This is a genomic window from Rhizobium sp. BK512 (assembly GCF_014194915.1).
Taxonomy (GTDB): Bacteria; Pseudomonadota; Alphaproteobacteria; order Rhizobiales; family Rhizobiaceae; genus Rhizobium.
This window is the reverse complement of the sequence record NZ_JACIAS010000001.1, coordinates 1,024,180-1,038,910: the sequence shown is the minus strand read 5'-3', so window position 1 is coordinate 1,038,910 and position 14,731 is coordinate 1,024,180. Positions and strand designations below refer to the sequence as shown.

Genomic DNA, 14,731 nt, shown 5'->3' with positions numbered 1-14,731 from the left:
CTCACTTCCGATAGGGTTTCATCCAGCCAAGGCCTTCGCTGGTGCCGGTCTTCGGTTTGTATTCGCAGCCGACCCAGCCGTCGTAGCCGAGGCGGTCGAGTTCGGAGAGGATGAAGCCGTAGTTGATCTCGCCCGTGCCGGGTTCGTTGCGGCCGGGATTGTCGGCGATCTGCACATGGGCAATCCTGTCCTTCAGCCGGATGAAGGTCGGGATCAGGTCGCCTTGCATGATCTGCATGTGGTAGAAATCATACTGGATGTAGAGATTGTCGGAGCCGACCTTTTCGAGGATGCGCTCGGCATGATCTGTGTTCGACAGGAAGAAGCCGGGAATATCTCGCAGATTGATTGGCTCGATCAGCAGCTTCACGCCGGCGTCGGCCGCGCGCTCGGCGGCATATTTCAGGTTCTCGACCAGCACTTTTTCCAGCGTTTCAAGATCGGCGCCCTTTGGCACGAGGCCGGAGATGACGTTGACCTGAGGGCAGGCGAGCGCCTTGGCGTAATCGAGCGCCAGCGAGATGCCGCTCCGGAACTCCTCAATGCGATCCGGCAGGCAGGCGATACCGCGCTCGCCGCCGGCCCAATCTCCCGAGGGTACGTTGAAGAGCGCCTGCCTCAGGCCGTTTGCCTGGAGCGCATCGGCGACCTTTTCCTTCGGTTCCGCATAGGGGCCGAGATATTCGAGCGCGCCGAAGCCGTCCTTTGTGGCGGCGGCGAAACGATCGAGGAAGGCAAGATCCTGATAGAGGAAGGAAAGATTGGCGGAAAATTTCGGCACGGGAACATCCTCAGGCATTGGCGGGAGCGACGAACCGATGCCGGTGCAGCATGCGCTTGTCGCGTGGGTCGGGATTGGGAACGGCTGAAATGAGGCTCTTCGTATAGGCTTCCTGCGGTGCGGTGCAGATTTGCTCGGCTTCGCCGAGTTCGACGATCTTGCCGCGATGCATGACGGCGACGCGGTCGCAGAAATAGCGTACCACGGAAATATCGTGGGAGATGAAGATGAAGCTCAGGTTCAGCCGCTGGCGGATATCGAGCAGCAGATCGAGGATCTGGCTGCGGATCGAGACGTCGAGTGCCGAGGTCGCCTCATCGGCGATGATGATGCGGGGATCGAGGGCAAGGGCGCGGGCAATGCCGATGCGCTGGCGCTGGCCGCCCGAGAAGGCATGCGGGTAACGCTCCATGCCCATCGGATCGAGGCCGACGAGGCGCATCAGTTCGGCCACGCGATCTTCCAGCGCCTTGCCCTTGGCTAGGCCGTTGACGATCAAGGGATCGGCGATCACCTCCTTGACGGTCATGCGCGGGTTCAGTGAGGCGAAGGGATCCTGGAAAACGAGACGGACTTCGCGATGGAAGTTGCGCAGTTCCTTCTTGCCGAGCTTGGTGACATTGGTCTCGCCGCCATCTTTGCCACGGTAGAGAACCGTGCCGGTTGTCGGTTCGACGGTGCGCAGGATCAGGCGGCCGAGCGTCGTCTTGCCGGAACCGCTTTCGCCGACGATGCCGAGATTTTCACCGGGGTAGAGGTCGAAATTGGCGTCGTCGACGGCACGCAGCGTGTTGGCGTTCCCATGCCAGCCGAAGGTCTTGCTGAGATTGCGCACCGAGAGGATCGGCTGCGGTGCTTGTGAAGAGATGGCGATGGCCGGCAATCTGCCTTCGACATGATGTGTCAGCTTCACTGTCGAGGCCAGCAGCTGGCGTGTATAGGGATGGGTGGCTGCATGATAGATCGCATCGACGGGGCCACGCTCGACGATGTGGCCGAAGCGCATGACGGCGACATCATCCGCCACCTCCGCCACCACGCCCATGTCGTGGGTGATAAGCAGCATCGCCATGCCACGATCGACCTGCAGGCGCTTGATAAGGTCGAGGATTTCGGCCTGCGTCGTCACGTCCAGCGCAGTGGTCGGCTCGTCGGCGATCAGGATATCGGGATTGCCGGCAAGCGCCATGGCGATCATGGCGCGCTGGCGCATGCCACCGGAAAATTCGAACGTGTAGCGGTCGGCCATTTTGTCGGGATTGGGGATTTCCACCTGCCGCAGCAGCTCGACCATGCGGGCGCGGGCCGCCTTCTTGTCGAGGTTGCTGTGCAGGCGGATCGCCTCGACGATCTGCGAGCCGATCGTGTGGACAGGCGAGAGCGAGCTCATCGGCTCCTGGAAGATGAGGCCGATGCGCCGGCCGCGGATTTCCCGCATGGCGCGGCTGCCGGGCTGAAGGGTCGCGATATCGGTAATCTCGCTACCGTTGCGCAGCAGGATACGGCCGCCGACGATCGTGCCGGGCTTGTCGACAATCTGCAGCAGCGAGCGGGCGGTGACACTCTTGCCGGAGCCGCTTTCGCCGACGAGGCAGAGCGTCTGGCCGCGCTTTAGCTGGAAGCTCACATCCTCGACGGCGTGCAGGATATGCGTGCGCAGCCGGAAATCGATCGAGAGGTTTTCAACCGAGAGAACGACGTCATCGGGAAGATCGGTCATGGCTTCCTCCTCAATTGTCATAGGGATCGGCTGCATCGCGCAGGCCATCGCCGAAGAAGTTGAAGGACAGGACGGCAATGACGACCGCCAGCGACGGCCAGATCAGCAGCCAGGGCGCGGTCGCGACCGTGCGGATGTTCTGGGCGTCCTGCAGCAGCACGCCCCAGCTTACGACCGGTGGCTTAAGGCCAATGCCGAGGAAGGAGAGCGAGGTTTCGGCAACGATCATCGTCGGCACCGCGAGTGTGACGACGGCGAGGATGTGGCTCGTCAGCGAGGGCAGGATATGGCGGAAGATCAGCCGTGCCTCGCTCGATCCGTCGAGCTTTGCGGCGGTGACGAAATCCTCGCTGCGCAGCGCCAGGAAACGGCCGCGCACCTCGCGGGCAAGGCTGGTCCAGCCAAGCAGCGAGACGATAATGGTGATGACGAAATAGACGTTGACCGGAGACCATGTGAGCGGGATCGCCGCCGCAAGGCCGAGCCACAGCGGTATAGTCGGCATGGCGCTGACGACTTCGATGACGCGCTGGATCAGCGTATCCACCCAGCCGCCATAGAAGCCGGAGATGGAGCCGAGCACGACACCGAGCACCAGTGACATGGCGACGCCGACGAGGCCAATCGACATGGAAATGCGGGTGCCGTAGATCAGCCGGGTCAGAACGTCTCGGCCCAGGCGATCGGCACCGAGCAGGTACATCGGGTCATTGGGGTTGATCGGGCCGAAGAAATGCGTGGTCATCGGGATCAAGCCCCAGAGCTGATAGGCCGGGCCTTTGACGAAGAAGCCGACCGGCACGACCTTGGTATCGTCAACGACAAAGGTGCGCCTCAAGGCCACCTTGTCGATCTCCACCTTGTAGCCCTTCACATGGAAATTGAATTCCGAGCTGCCATCCGGCTTGGTCACGAAGAAGCTCAGGCTCTGTGGCGGTGCGTAGGTATATTGCGGCTTCGAGGTCGCGGGCAAAGAGGGCGCCAGGAATTCGGCAAACAGGCCGATCAGATAAAGCAGCAGGATGATTACGCCGGCGACCATCGCCACTTTCTGGCGGATCAGTTTACCGGCAATCAGTCGCCAGGGACCGACAGCGGCAGTCGAGACGGTCTTGCCCTGTTTCAGCGGGCTGATCGAGGGGCCGTCGGCGACGACATGCAGGGGGCCGGTTTGGGTTCCGAATGTTTCGTGCGTCATCGGCGCCTCCTCAATTGAACCGGATGCGCGGATCGAGCAGCGCAAGCAGCAGGTCCGACAGGAGCATGCCGACGAGGGTGAGCGCCGAGAGCAGCAGGATGAAGCTGCCGGCAAGATACATGTCCTGCGAGACCAGCGCGCGGAAGAGTAGGGGACCTGCGGTCGGCAGGTTCAGGACGATGGCGGTGATGGTGACGCCGGAGACGAGATGCGGCAGCACCCAGCCGATCGCCGAGACGAAGGGGTTCAGCGCAATGCGCACCGGATATTTCATGATCACCTTGTATTCCGGCAGGCCCTTGGCGCGGGCGGTGATGACATAGGGCTTGTGCAGCTCGTCCGTCAGATTGGCGCGCAGGATGCGAATGAGGGCGGCCGTGCCCGAGGCGCCGATGATGATGATCGGAATCCAGAGATGGGCGAGGAAGTCGCCGATCTTGGCGAGGCTCCACGGCGCCTCGGCATATTCGGGTGAATTGAGACCGCCGACGCTCTGCCCGAGATAGCGGTAGGCGACATACATCAGTGTCAGCGCCAGGATGAAGTTTGGTACTGCGAGACCGATGAAGCCGAAGAAGGTGAAGACGTGGTCGCTGATCGAATGGCGGCGCACAGCCGAGTAGATGCCGATTGGCAGGGCGACGATCCAGACGAAGAGGAGGCTCAGCAGTGAGATGACCAACGTCGAGCCCATGCGCGCCCAGATGAGGCCGGAGACGGGCTGGTTCCATTCGAAGGACCAGCCGAAATCGCCGCGGCTGATGATGCCCCAAATCCATTTGAGATACTGGATATAGAAGGGGTCGTCGAAGCCGTAGATTTCTTTCAGCCGCTCGATCTGCGCAGGATCGACAGCCTGGCCGCTGTCGCTCATCGTGGCGATCATCGAGGTCAGGTAGTCACCCGGCGGCAGCTGAATGATCAGGAACGAGATCAGCGACATGCCGATCAGCGTCGGGATCATGTAGAGCACGCGCTTGAAAATATAGCCAAGCATCGGAATGTTTCTCCTCCCGTTGAGAGCGCCTGGTCAGGCGCTTCCTTCGGATCTCCATCCGCTTTCGGCCCCTTCAGGCCGAAAGCGCTCCTCCCTGCTTCAGCACCTCATTTCCAGGTGAGGTGCAGCACCTCCAGCCGTTCGATGCCGGGCACCTCCACCTGTGCACGGCCGTCCTTGACGCTGAAGTTTGCGGCGCGGTCGGTAACAACAAGCCATGCTTTGGCTACCGATTTGCCCGGAGGAATTTCCACCGAAACCGTCTGCGCCGCCAGAGGGTAATTTTCGCGTATCGGCCCCTTCATCATCATCGGGTTTGTGAGGTTGAAGAGGCTGAGCGCGACGCCTTCAGCATTTTCGCGCAACGCCATGTCGAGGACGCCGGGGCCTTCGACGGTGACGCGCGGCGTCTTGCCAAGTGCCCAGTGGACTGCATTAGCAATCAGCTTTCCGTGGTCGACAGCAAAGACTTCCCAGAAGATCTCGCCGATATTCCAGGGGATATAGACGGTGCGACCGCCCTTGCCGGTTTCGCGGGCGATGACACCGGCGCCTTCCGGGGCCTTGCGCGGATAGACTTCCTCCATCGGCAGATCCGGGAAGTCGGGCACATAGAGGAAGGGTGTCGTCGCGTTGCCGATGGGATCGGCATGGATCAGGCGCGTGCCACCCATGATGCGCTCGGCACCGTCATAGCCTTGATTGACCGGATGATCGCCCGAGAGCGCCACGTAGGTGTTCTTGACGATGCCGCGTGGGCCGGAGACGAACTTGGCGCCGAGCACGTCTGAGAGGCCGAATTCGCTGCGTTTCTTGCCGAATTCGTCGCGCAGCGAGGTTTCGTAGGACGCGATGACGCTACCGCCGCGCTCGACATAGGCGCGGATCGCCGCGTTCTGCACATCTGAAAGGCAGGAGGCGTTGGCGAGGATGATCAGCTTGAAGCGGTCGAGGTTTTCCTTGGTCAGAACCTGATCCGAGAGAAGCTCGAAGGGCAGGCGGGCTTCGACGAGCGCATGGTAGAAGCCAAGATCATGCTTCTCAGCGTTGTGGCGCTCTTCCGGCGCCCAGTGGCGGAGCGTCGTCGAGGGGTCGATGACGGCGATTTCGGCCGTCGGATGCATGCTTTCAAGGACCGGCTCGACGGCAGCCTGCAGCGCGAAAGCATCGGCGACCGGTTCGACCCAGCGCTTGTCGGGCACGACGCCGTTGAATTTGGTGAACCAGGCATAGAGGCCGTGGGCCGTGCCGTCATTGATCCAGAGCTGCATTTCCTCGCCAGAGGTGACGGCATCCTTCCAGCGATATTCCTCTTCCGGTCCGATCGAAGTGATGAGCACGACCGGACGATCCGGGAAAGTGGCGCGGATGCGCTTGCCGTTGCGGCCGGCCGACCAGCCGAGTTCCAGACCCTTGCGGCCCTGATGGTCGACGACGAGGAAGGGGCAGTGTTTGGCGATGACCGAAAGGTCGAATTCCATCAGCGAAGCGCCGCCCATGTTCGGGATGAAGCTCGCATGAGGGCGGATCGCTTTGACTGCATCGTCCCACTGCGCGATCATGTCCGTCAGAACCCGACGGCGCCACTGTACCCAGGCCTGCCAGGCCGGGTCGTCGGCATCCGGCTTCTTCGGCAGCGCGTGGCCGAACATATCCTTGAAGCGGCGCGCGCTGTCTTCGCTGTAATCGACGCCGTGACCCTGCCAGCGATTGGCGAAGACGGCGTCGATATCGTATTTGCGGACGATCTCCTTGACCACTTCAGGCATGAAGACGGTGTTGTAATCGCCATAGGCGTTCGTGACCCAGACATCCGGATAGGCCCAGTGGCGTCGCGGTGTGCCGTCGGCATTGATCATCACCCATTCGGGATGCGCCTTGGCGGCATCGTCGTGAATGGCGTGCGGATCGACGCGGGCCATGACATGCATGTCGAGCTTGCGGGCGGCATCGACGAGCGCGCCGAAGATGTCCTTATCACCCAGATATTTGCTCACGTAGTGATAGGGCACTTCGCTCGGATAATAGGCGATGTAGCCGCCGGCGCTGAGGCAGACCGCGTTGGATTTCGTGCGCTTGAAGACATCGACCCAGAAGGCCGGATCGTATTTCTCTGGATCGTCTTCGACGAAAGTGAGCTGGGTCCAGCGCGTTGCGGTCTTGAACCAGTCTGGTGTGCGCAGCGTGTCTGTATTCTGTCTTCTGGCGTCGAGCATCGTCTTCATCCAATCATTGGCAAAAGAGGGACCAAGGCGCCAGCCGGTGAGGCCGGCGCCTGGAAAACATCATTGCTGTCGCAGGCCATCAGACCTTGTAGAACTGCTCTGGCATGGTGGGAGCAGGGGTCGGCCAGCCGAAGGAGTTCGGCATGGTCTTCGTGATGTTCTTCATGTTGTTCTTGACGACGCCGTAGCCATCCGGTGGCTGGGAAATGCCGAAGACATAGAAGTTCTCCGCAGCACCCTGCAGGATCTGTTTCATGATCTCCTGCTGGCCGGCAGGATCGGAGGTTGCCTTCAGCTTGTCGTAGAGCTCAAGCTGCTTCTTCGTTTCCTCCGGTGGCTCTTCAGCATTGGCGTTGTTGCGGTCGAGATACCAGAGCTGCCAGGCTGGAGCATACATGGCGTTCGAATCCGTCGGTACGTAGTAGCGCGGATCGAGCATGGCAGCGACGCCGCCATTGGCGCCGAACTGGTGAGCCGTGGCATCGAAATCGCGGCCCTGACGGACGCGGGTTTCCCAGAGCGAGCGGTCCATGGTGCGCATCTGCGCATCGATGCCGACGGCCTGGAACATCGGAATGACCAGCTGGAAGAGATCGAGGAAGACGGCGCGCGCCTGGTCGATCTCGAAGATCACCGTCAGGCGGCGGCCCTTTTCATCGAGACGGAAGTTCTGGTCGTCGCGCTTCGGGATCAACGTGTCGAGCATGGCATTCGCCTTGTCGACATCGTAGCTCGTGAACTGAGTGGCAAGCTGCTCGTTGTAGAGCGGATCGCCCTGCTTGATGGACGGCTGGGCAGGAGCGCCCTGGCCAACGAGCACGGCGTCGATCAGCGACTGGCGATCGAGTGCCATCGAGAGGGCCGCGCGAAAGTCCTTGTTGCGGAAGAGCTTTCGCTTGGTCTCGTCATTGTGGTTCAGGTTGAAAATGAAGTTCATCACATTGGCTTCGGTCGAAGTCAGCGTGTAGAAATCATACTTGCCCTGCTCGCGCGCATCGTAGAGCACCGACTTGTTGTTCGGTGTCGCGATATACTGGTCCATCAGGTCGACTTCACCCTGCATGGCCTTCAGCAGCAGCACCTGCGGATCGGCGACCATCTGGTAGACGATGCGATCCATATAGGGGAGCTGGTTACCCTCCGTATCCACCTTCCAATAGAAGGGGTTGCGTTCGGCAACAGCGCGTTCGGTATTTTCGCCCGGCGCGGTCGTGAACATCCAGGCATGCAGGCAGGGCTTCTTCGAGGAATTCAGGAAGAAGGCGTTGTCGTCCTGGAAGCCGGAGGCGGACTGGAAGGCGGCGATCCAGCTTTCGAAACCGCGTTCCTTGGCAAGCTCATCGGCCTTCGGATTATAATCGATATGGAACTGCTCGAGGTAATGTTTGGGGCAACGGGTCGTATGGTCGCTGTTCGCCCAAGCAACCTGCAACGGGAACATACCGTTAGGCTTTGCGAAGATAACTTTAAACGTCTGTTCGTCAACGATTTCGAGTTTCGCCGGCTTGCCTGCCGTTTTCCAATGGCCTTGGCCGTTCACGGCGACGCGTTTGTCGGTCAGGATCGTATCGTACCAGAACTTCACGTCGGCGGTGGTATAGGGCTGGCCGTCCGACCACTTCATACCCTTGCGCAGGCGGATAGTATATTCGGTGGAATCCGCATTGCCATCGAAGGCTTCAGCGACGTTCAGCGTCACGCCGGACCAGTCAGGGGTATAGCGCAGCAGCGGCTCATAGGCCTGATAGCGGAACAGCATAGACAGCGAACCGCCGCCGACGAGCGCCATATTCCAGTCGCCGCCGTATTTGCCGACGCTTTCGACCGGCTTGATAACGAGCGGATTTTCCGGCAGTCGGTCCTTCAGAGCCGGCAACGCGCCGCTTGAAACTTTCTCCTTCAGAATATCCGCTTCCCTGAAGTCCGCGGCGAAAACCGGCAGGGCCGGCAGGATCAGAACGGCCGAAGTCCCGGCCAGAAACGCACGACGTTTCAGCTTGATCATAGGGTTCTCCTCCAAAAATCCTCAGCCCTTATCGTTATTTTTGCTCTCGGGCTTGGATAACGGAAAGAATACATTTGGATATTGTTAGGTAAAGCGTTATGTTTTGTTAGTGCAAGAATTTGCAATTTTGGCAGAGAACGTGTAGCGAAGCGCTCCGAGCGCCAGGTGACTATCGAGGTGGAGAGTGGGAAGCAGAGGGCGGGTTACCTTACAGACGATCGCGCGGGAGGTCGGTCTCTCGAAATATGCGGTTTCGCGTTCGCTTGCCGGCAAGAGCGGCGTCAGCGAGGAAACACGCATGCTGATCCGCGCGACGGCAGAGCGGCTGGGTTACACGCGTCCTGCGGGCCAATCCCAGACGAACGATATCGCTGTCGTTTTCCACGACCTCGATGCAGTCAACAGCGAACTCTACATGCAGATCCAGAATGGCGTGCAGCGTGAGGCACACAGGCTGGGCATGGCGCTCCGCGTCCGTTGGACACATAGCCCCGATCAGCTTGAGGAATTGGCGCGTTCCTGCGCCGGGCTGCTGCTTGTCGGCCCGCATGACCGGGAGGCAATCGCCGCAGCAACCGCAATCGGGGTGCCGATCGTGCGTTTCGGTTGGGTTGATCCGTTGGAGCAGGCTGACCAGATCACCGGTACGGACCATGAGGCGGGCCAGGCGGTGCTTCAATATCTGATCGGGCTTGGCCACCGGTCGATCTGCTATGTCAACGGCACGCCCGGTTTCCGGGGTCGGCGCGAGCGCTTCTATGGGGCGCGAGAGATTGCCGAACGCTGCGAGGATGTTTCGCTGCATGTGTTGCGGTTCGACGAGCAAGTCGGCTTCGGTGAAGCTTTCCGCGACCTCAAGGCAAAGGGCATTCACCCGACGGCCTTCTTCTGTGCCCATGACGGGCTGGCGCTGACGGTGGTTTCCGAGCTGCTGGGCCAGGGCTACCGCATTCCCGATGACGTCTCGGTCGTCGGCTTTGGCGATTTCTCGCCGGCTACGCAGATTTCGCCGCCATTGACGACGGTGAAAATGGAAGGACAGGAGGGTGGAGCTGTCGGTCTCCGGCTGCTTCTCGAGCGGATCGAAAATCCGCGCCTGCCCGGCATGCCGGCCCGCCGGGTGATGATCGCTTCGCGGATCGTCGAGCGCCGTTCAGCCGGTCCGTGCAAGGTCGCGGTAGCGACCGATCCAGAAAAGCCGCAATCGGAAATCGCTCGGAACAACGCGCTCGTTAAGTGATGGGGCCGTGCTGCCGGGTGGTGGCAGAAGCTGAGCGTCAGCCCAGCGTCGCAATGGCCGCCTTCACCGCATCGGCACCCGGTGCTATCGGCTTGTATTCCAGGCCGATAGCGCCGGTATAGCCATTGGCGAAGATCCAGTTGAGGCGGTGAGCGAGATCGATCGTGCCGGTACCAGGTTCGTTGCGGCCCGGGTGATCGGCCACATGGACGTGAAACACGCGGTCCATGCGGCCAACCAGAACATCTTCCGTGCGTTCGTCCATGACGGCGGAATGATAGATATCATAGACGATGCCGATTTCCGGACGGGCGACATCATCGACGATGTCCAGGCCCTCGCGGGTGGAATCGAGGAAATAACCGATATGGTCGATGCGGATGTTGAGCGGCTCGACTCCGAGGCGCACGCCGCTGCCGTCAAGAATATCGGCACCGGCCCGCAGAGTTTCCGTCAGCGCCTTGCGTTGTTCGTCCCGCGTGAAACCCGCGAGGTCGTCGCCCGCCTGTGCGATCAGCACCGGCGCGCCGAGGCGCTTTGCAACGGCGACAGAATCGGCAAGACCCTTCAGCCAAATCTCGCGATTTGAGGCATTGGTCAGAGCGATCATCGGCTCGGCCACGAGGCTCGTTACCTTGAGACCGGTTTCCTTCACCGCGGCTTCGATCGCGCCGAGGTCCTTATCGGTCCACCGCCAGAACTCGATGGCCTTTAGGCCCGCGGCATGGGCACGGCGGATCCGGTCCGCGAAAACGTCGCCTTCCTCGGCAAACAGCCATTCGATGCAAGCTGAATAAAGTCGCATGAAAACTCCTCCACTATCGCTGCAGGCATGCGACAGATCCCGGCCTGCGACAAGAGGGATCGGCTCCCGGTGCAGATGATTTTTCGCCACGGCTTGACGGGCAGAGCCAATGCCGGAAGAGTTGGCGAATTGGCCGGACCGCCGGCCGGATTGGGAGGATTTCATGGATCTCGGATTGAAGGGTAAGACCGCTGTCATCACCGGCGGCTCGGTCGGCATCGGGCTTGCGATCGCCGAAGGGCTGGCAGCAGAAGGCGCCAACCTCATCTTGTCTGCGCGTGGACGCGAGCGGCTGGATACAGAGGCGGTGCGCATCGCCGAAAAATACGGCGTCAGCGCCATTGCGGTCGAAAGCGATGTTGCGACCGTAGAAGGTACGGAGGCAATCATTGCTGCAGCTGCCGAGCGCGGCGGCGCGGACATTCTGATCAACAATGCCGGCACCGGCTCCAACGAGACGGTTATGGAAGCGCCCGATGAAAAATGGCAGGCCTATTTTGATCTGCATGTAATGGCAGCCGTGCGTCTCGCCCGTGGGATCGCCCCACAAATGAAGAGGCGCGGCGGCGGCGTGATCCTTCACAACGCCTCCATCTGCGCCGTGCAGCCGCTCTGGTACGAGCCGATCTACAACGTCACCAAGGCGGCGTTGATGATGTTTTCCAAGACGCTCTCGACGGAACTCGTGAAGGATAAGATTCGCGTCAACTGCGTCAATGCCGGCCTTATTCTGACGCCCGACTGGATCAAGACCGCCAAGCAGCTGACGGCTGAGACGGGCGGCGACTGGGAGGGATATTTGCAGAGCGTGGCGGATGAACATGCCTCGTCCAAGCGGTTCGGCACGCCGGAGGAGCTTGCAAATTTCTTCGTCTTCCTCTGCTCCGACCGGTCGAGCTACAGCATCGGCTCTACCTATTTCGTCGATGGCGGTATGCTGAAGACGGTATAGTTCGTGTTTACGGTCCCGCTTAGGCGTGTCCAGGGCGGGGCCGGCTCATCAATCTTGGTAGGTGCCGAGAGACTTGAAGGCGCGGTTTTACGGCAACATAGATAGTCGAAATAACCTATAAAAACGGGTTATTTTGTTGTCTCTTCATGGTTTTGACTCTATTTCCCTGTTATTACGCAAGCATAATGCCGCAAAGTGCAGGGCGATCGAGATGTTGACGAAAAAGGGAAAATACGGATTGAAGGCGCTGGTTGATCTGGCGCGGCTGGCGCCGGGCGAGACCGCCTTTATCAATGACATCGCTTCGCGCAACAACATCCCGAAGAAATTCCTTGATACGATCCTCCTGGAATTGCGCAATGTCGGTATCCTTCGATCGAAGAAGGGACCGGGTGGTGGTTATTCGCTTTCGCGGCCAGCCTCTGAGATCCGCATTGGTCATGTCATCCGCACGCTGGACGGGCCACTTGCGCCGATCCGCTGCGCAAGCCGAACAGCTTATGAGGCCTGCGACGACTGTTCTGATCCCGAGACCTGTCAGGTGCGGCGTTCGATGACCGAAGTGCGGGACGCGATCGCTGCCATTCTCGACAATATGACGCTCGAACAGTTCGTCCTTGGCGGTGGTGTCGAAACGGTCGAGGAAAAGCTTCCGGTTTCCGCCGCAAGCTGATCCGCACTCCTCTCATCTTCACGCAATTCCGGATGCAAAAGCGCGTCACGGTTTGCCGGAATTGCGTCAGCTCTCTCTCATTTTCAGAACATATGCGCCCGCCGTGTTGAGCAGCGGCTCGCGCTGAATCGTCATGTCGTGGATGCGAGCGTTACGCCAGTGGCAGTCGAGGTTGAGCGCTATACTGCCGGTCGCACCACAGGCCAGTTCGAAAAGGGCATTCGCGGTGTCCAACGCCGCCTCGGTCGCGCCCAGGCAGGCGGAGGAGGCAGAGAAATAGGCGTCCGCCATGGCGGGCTCGGCGGGACTTACCTGGGCCATATCCAGTTTGCGGCCGGCCCGTTCCAACGCGCCGGTCGCTGTTTCGATACGAACACCGCGCTCGCCGATTTTGCCGAAGAGGGCAGAGGGGTCCTTCGCCATGACGAGCAGGTCGGCAAAAGCCGCACGGGCGATGCCGAGGCTGACGGCTGCTTGCAGGAGAAGGCCCAAGGAACTTTCCGTCGTGTGACTGCCGGATGGGGCCGGGCTAACGGTATCGGCATTCACATGCAGCTTGCCGGCAATCATCGTTGCTGTGCCATTGGTGCGCAGTCCGAACGCATCCCAGTCGTCGACGGTTTGCAACTCATCGCTGTCGCGCTGCAGATGCAGCGTCACCCGGCGGCCTGCGGGATCGATCGCTGCTGCGGCGATCCAGTCGGAGAAAAGGATGGCGGTTGCCTGCTCCGATCTGCCCGTCAGGCGAAAGCCGGAGCCCTCGGCAACGAGGCCTGCCTGATCGGCAAAACGGGTTGCGGCAAAACGGTCGCCGTCGAGCGCGCGGTTGAAGAGGGCGGTCTTCAGTTCTTCGGAGGGCTGGTTGCGCAGCCCTTCCAGCACGCGGAAGTGAGATGCCAGCACACTACCGATCGAGGCATCGCTCTCGGCGATGATGGCGACGATCTCGGCGAGCAAAGCGTTGGAAATATCGAGCCCTGTATATTCGGGCGGAACGGTGATTGCAGTGAGGCCGGATTGCGAGAGCGCGTCGAGTTCGGCGTTCGGCATGAGGCGGTTGATATCGCGCTCGTTGGCCCGCTGGCGGAAGACGACCGCAAGCTGGCGTGCCGCGGAAACAGCTTCTTCCTCGGTCTCGATACGGTGCGCGGGAGGGCGCACATTGTCATGCAGTTGCGATACGGTGCCCATCTGCCACTCTTTCCCAAAGCTAAAAAAGTGCGTGATTGCATCGGCTTGCGTAAGGCCGGTTTTTTCACAAAAGCGCTGCTGGTTGAATTTTCTTACCAGCTTGATCGCCTTGCCGTATGCTCTAGTTATGGTTAAGGGACGGCGAACTGATCAGGAATGATGATGAGTGATTCTCTTGCACGAAGCCGCGAGGGTTCGAAGGCTGGTCGTCAGCCGCGCCCGCGCGTGAGCATGGATATAGCAGAGATCCCGACCTATGCCATCGGCGACGTGCATGGTCGCCTCGACCTGCTGCAGAAAGCGGAAGAGGCGATCGTACGTGATGCAGAACATCTGCCGGGCAAGAAGCTCATCGTCATGCTCGGCGATTATATCGATCGCGGTCCGCAATCGGCACATGTCATCAGCCATCTCATGGACCCGGCGCCGGAAGGATTCGAGCGCATTTGCCTTGCCGGCAACCACGAGATCGTCATGCTCGACTATATCGACGGCTGGGCGTCCTACGACGACTGGATGACCATGGGTGCGGCTGAGCTTCTACGCTCCTACGGCCTCGATCCCGATCACCTGCCGCTCGTCTTCCGCTCCGGCGCGCAACTTGACGCCTTCATTCGCCAGTCGCTGCCGCATACGCATATCGATTTCATCCGCACCCTGCCGATCATGCTCGATACGCCCAATGTCGCCTTCGTACATGCGGGCATCGACCCGCGGGTATCGCTCGAAGAACAGGCCGATGACGACATGGCCTTCATCCGCCAGCGTTTCCTGGAAAGCTCGCTGCCATTGCCGAAACTCATCGTGCATGGTCACACGCCCAGCGACCAGCCGGACGTGCAGCCGATGCGGCTCAACCTCGATACCCGTGCCTTCCGGAGCGGCAGGCTCTCCGTAGCCCGTTTCTGGCAGGGACAGGTTTACCTGTTTTCCACCTGAAACTA

At 60.5% G+C, this 14,731-nt stretch carries 12 protein-coding genes; 4 read left to right on the top strand and 8 right to left on the bottom strand.

From position 1 onward, the window contains the following. Position 1 precedes the first annotated feature (1 nt). From otnI to FHX06_RS05205, 6 genes are all read right to left on the bottom strand, one after another. The gene (gene otnI / locus FHX06_RS05230) at positions 2-781 is read right to left on the bottom strand and encodes a 2-oxo-tetronate isomerase (RefSeq protein WP_112971232.1); all 780 of its coding nucleotides are present in this window, start codon (positions 779-781) and stop codon (positions 2-4) included. Between the two features lie 10 nt (positions 782-791). Then, positions 792-2,501 carry an ABC transporter ATP-binding protein gene (locus FHX06_RS05225; RefSeq protein WP_113014909.1) on the bottom strand — a complete coding sequence of 570 codons (1,710 nt, stop codon included), beginning with the start codon at positions 2,499-2,501 and terminating at the stop codon, positions 792-794. A gap of 10 nt (positions 2,502-2,511) precedes the next feature. Further along, entirely contained in the window at positions 2,512-3,699 is a 1,188-nt protein-coding gene (locus tag FHX06_RS05220) for an ABC transporter permease (RefSeq protein WP_112971230.1), read from the bottom strand. A gap of 10 nt (positions 3,700-3,709) precedes the next feature. Beyond that, on the bottom strand, positions 3,710-4,696 hold the full coding sequence (locus FHX06_RS05215; protein WP_112543945.1) for an ABC transporter permease: 987 nt from the start codon (positions 4,694-4,696) through the stop codon (positions 3,710-3,712). 107 nt (positions 4,697-4,803) lie between these two features. Then, the gene (locus FHX06_RS05210; protein WP_113116733.1) at positions 4,804-6,912 is read right to left on the bottom strand and encodes an alpha-amylase family protein; all 2,109 of its coding nucleotides are present in this window, start codon (positions 6,910-6,912) and stop codon (positions 4,804-4,806) included. Positions 6,913-7,000: 88 nt separating this feature from the next. Then, positions 7,001-8,926 (bottom strand): ABC transporter substrate-binding protein, encoded by a 1,926-nt coding sequence (locus FHX06_RS05205; protein ID WP_112543947.1) that lies wholly within the window; start codon positions 8,924-8,926, stop codon positions 7,001-7,003. A 184-nt stretch (positions 8,927-9,110) separates the two neighbouring features. On the opposite strand from FHX06_RS05205, the gene FHX06_RS05200 reads away from it, so the two are divergent. Next, positions 9,111-10,166 (top strand): LacI family DNA-binding transcriptional regulator, encoded by a 1,056-nt coding sequence (locus tag FHX06_RS05200; protein WP_112971228.1) that lies wholly within the window; start codon positions 9,111-9,113, stop codon positions 10,164-10,166. Between the two features lie 37 nt (positions 10,167-10,203). Here the strand turns inward: FHX06_RS05200 and FHX06_RS05195 are convergent, their stop codons facing one another. Next, positions 10,204-10,971, bottom strand: a complete 768-nt coding sequence (locus tag FHX06_RS05195) for a TIM barrel protein (protein ID WP_112971227.1) — start codon at positions 10,969-10,971, stop codon at positions 10,204-10,206. Between the two features lie 163 nt (positions 10,972-11,134). Here FHX06_RS05195 and FHX06_RS05190 point away from each other — a divergent pair, with 163 nt between their 5' ends. Both FHX06_RS05190 and FHX06_RS05185 read left to right on the top strand, forming a co-directional pair. Continuing rightward, complete coding sequence (locus FHX06_RS05190; RefSeq protein ID WP_029869198.1) at positions 11,135-11,923, top strand: SDR family NAD(P)-dependent oxidoreductase; 789 nt, start codon at positions 11,135-11,137, stop codon at positions 11,921-11,923. A 211-nt stretch (positions 11,924-12,134) separates the two neighbouring features. After that, the gene (locus FHX06_RS05185; protein WP_112543950.1) at positions 12,135-12,596 is read left to right on the top strand and encodes an RrF2 family transcriptional regulator; all 462 of its coding nucleotides are present in this window, start codon (positions 12,135-12,137) and stop codon (positions 12,594-12,596) included. Positions 12,597-12,662: 66 nt separating this feature from the next. Here FHX06_RS05185 and FHX06_RS05180 read toward each other — a convergent pair whose 3' ends face one another. Further along, positions 12,663-13,787: an acyl-CoA dehydrogenase family protein gene (locus FHX06_RS05180; RefSeq protein WP_183847353.1), complete on the bottom strand. Its 1,125-nt coding sequence runs from the start codon at positions 13,785-13,787 to the stop codon at positions 12,663-12,665. A 162-nt stretch (positions 13,788-13,949) separates the two neighbouring features. On the opposite strand from FHX06_RS05180, the gene FHX06_RS05175 reads away from it, so the two are divergent. Further along, the gene (locus FHX06_RS05175; RefSeq protein ID WP_112544054.1) at positions 13,950-14,726 is read left to right on the top strand and encodes a metallophosphoesterase; all 777 of its coding nucleotides are present in this window, start codon (positions 13,950-13,952) and stop codon (positions 14,724-14,726) included. The last annotated feature ends 5 nt before the right edge of the window (positions 14,727-14,731 follow it).

What these genes read in the sequence shown, in the direction of transcription:
- FHX06_RS05225 (WP_113014909.1), bottom strand. Translation starts at nt 2,501, where the DNA reads ATGACCGATCTTCCCGATGACGTCGTTCTCTCGGTTGAAAACCTCTCG.
- FHX06_RS05220 (WP_112971230.1), bottom strand. Translation starts at nt 3,699, where the DNA reads ATGACGCACGAAACATTCGGAACCCAAACCGGCCCCCTGCATGTCGTC.
- FHX06_RS05215 (WP_112543945.1), bottom strand. Translation starts at nt 4,696, where the DNA reads ATGCTTGGCTATATTTTCAAGCGCGTGCTCTACATGATCCCGACGCTG.
- FHX06_RS05210 (WP_113116733.1), bottom strand. Translation starts at nt 6,912, where the DNA reads ATGCTCGACGCCAGAAGACAGAATACAGACACGCTGCGCACACCAGAC.
- FHX06_RS05205 (WP_112543947.1), bottom strand. Translation starts at nt 8,926, where the DNA reads ATGATCAAGCTGAAACGTCGTGCGTTTCTGGCCGGGACTTCGGCCGTT.
- FHX06_RS05195 (WP_112971227.1), bottom strand. Translation starts at nt 10,971, where the DNA reads ATGCGACTTTATTCAGCTTGCATCGAATGGCTGTTTGCCGAGGAAGGC.
- FHX06_RS05190 (WP_029869198.1), top strand. Translation starts at nt 11,135, where the DNA reads ATGGATCTCGGATTGAAGGGTAAGACCGCTGTCATCACCGGCGGCTCG.
- FHX06_RS05185 (WP_112543950.1), top strand. Translation starts at nt 12,135, where the DNA reads ATGTTGACGAAAAAGGGAAAATACGGATTGAAGGCGCTGGTTGATCTG.
- FHX06_RS05180 (WP_183847353.1), bottom strand. Translation starts at nt 13,787, where the DNA reads ATGGGCACCGTATCGCAACTGCATGACAATGTGCGCCCTCCCGCGCAC.
- FHX06_RS05175 (WP_112544054.1), top strand. Translation starts at nt 13,950, where the DNA reads ATGAGTGATTCTCTTGCACGAAGCCGCGAGGGTTCGAAGGCTGGTCGT.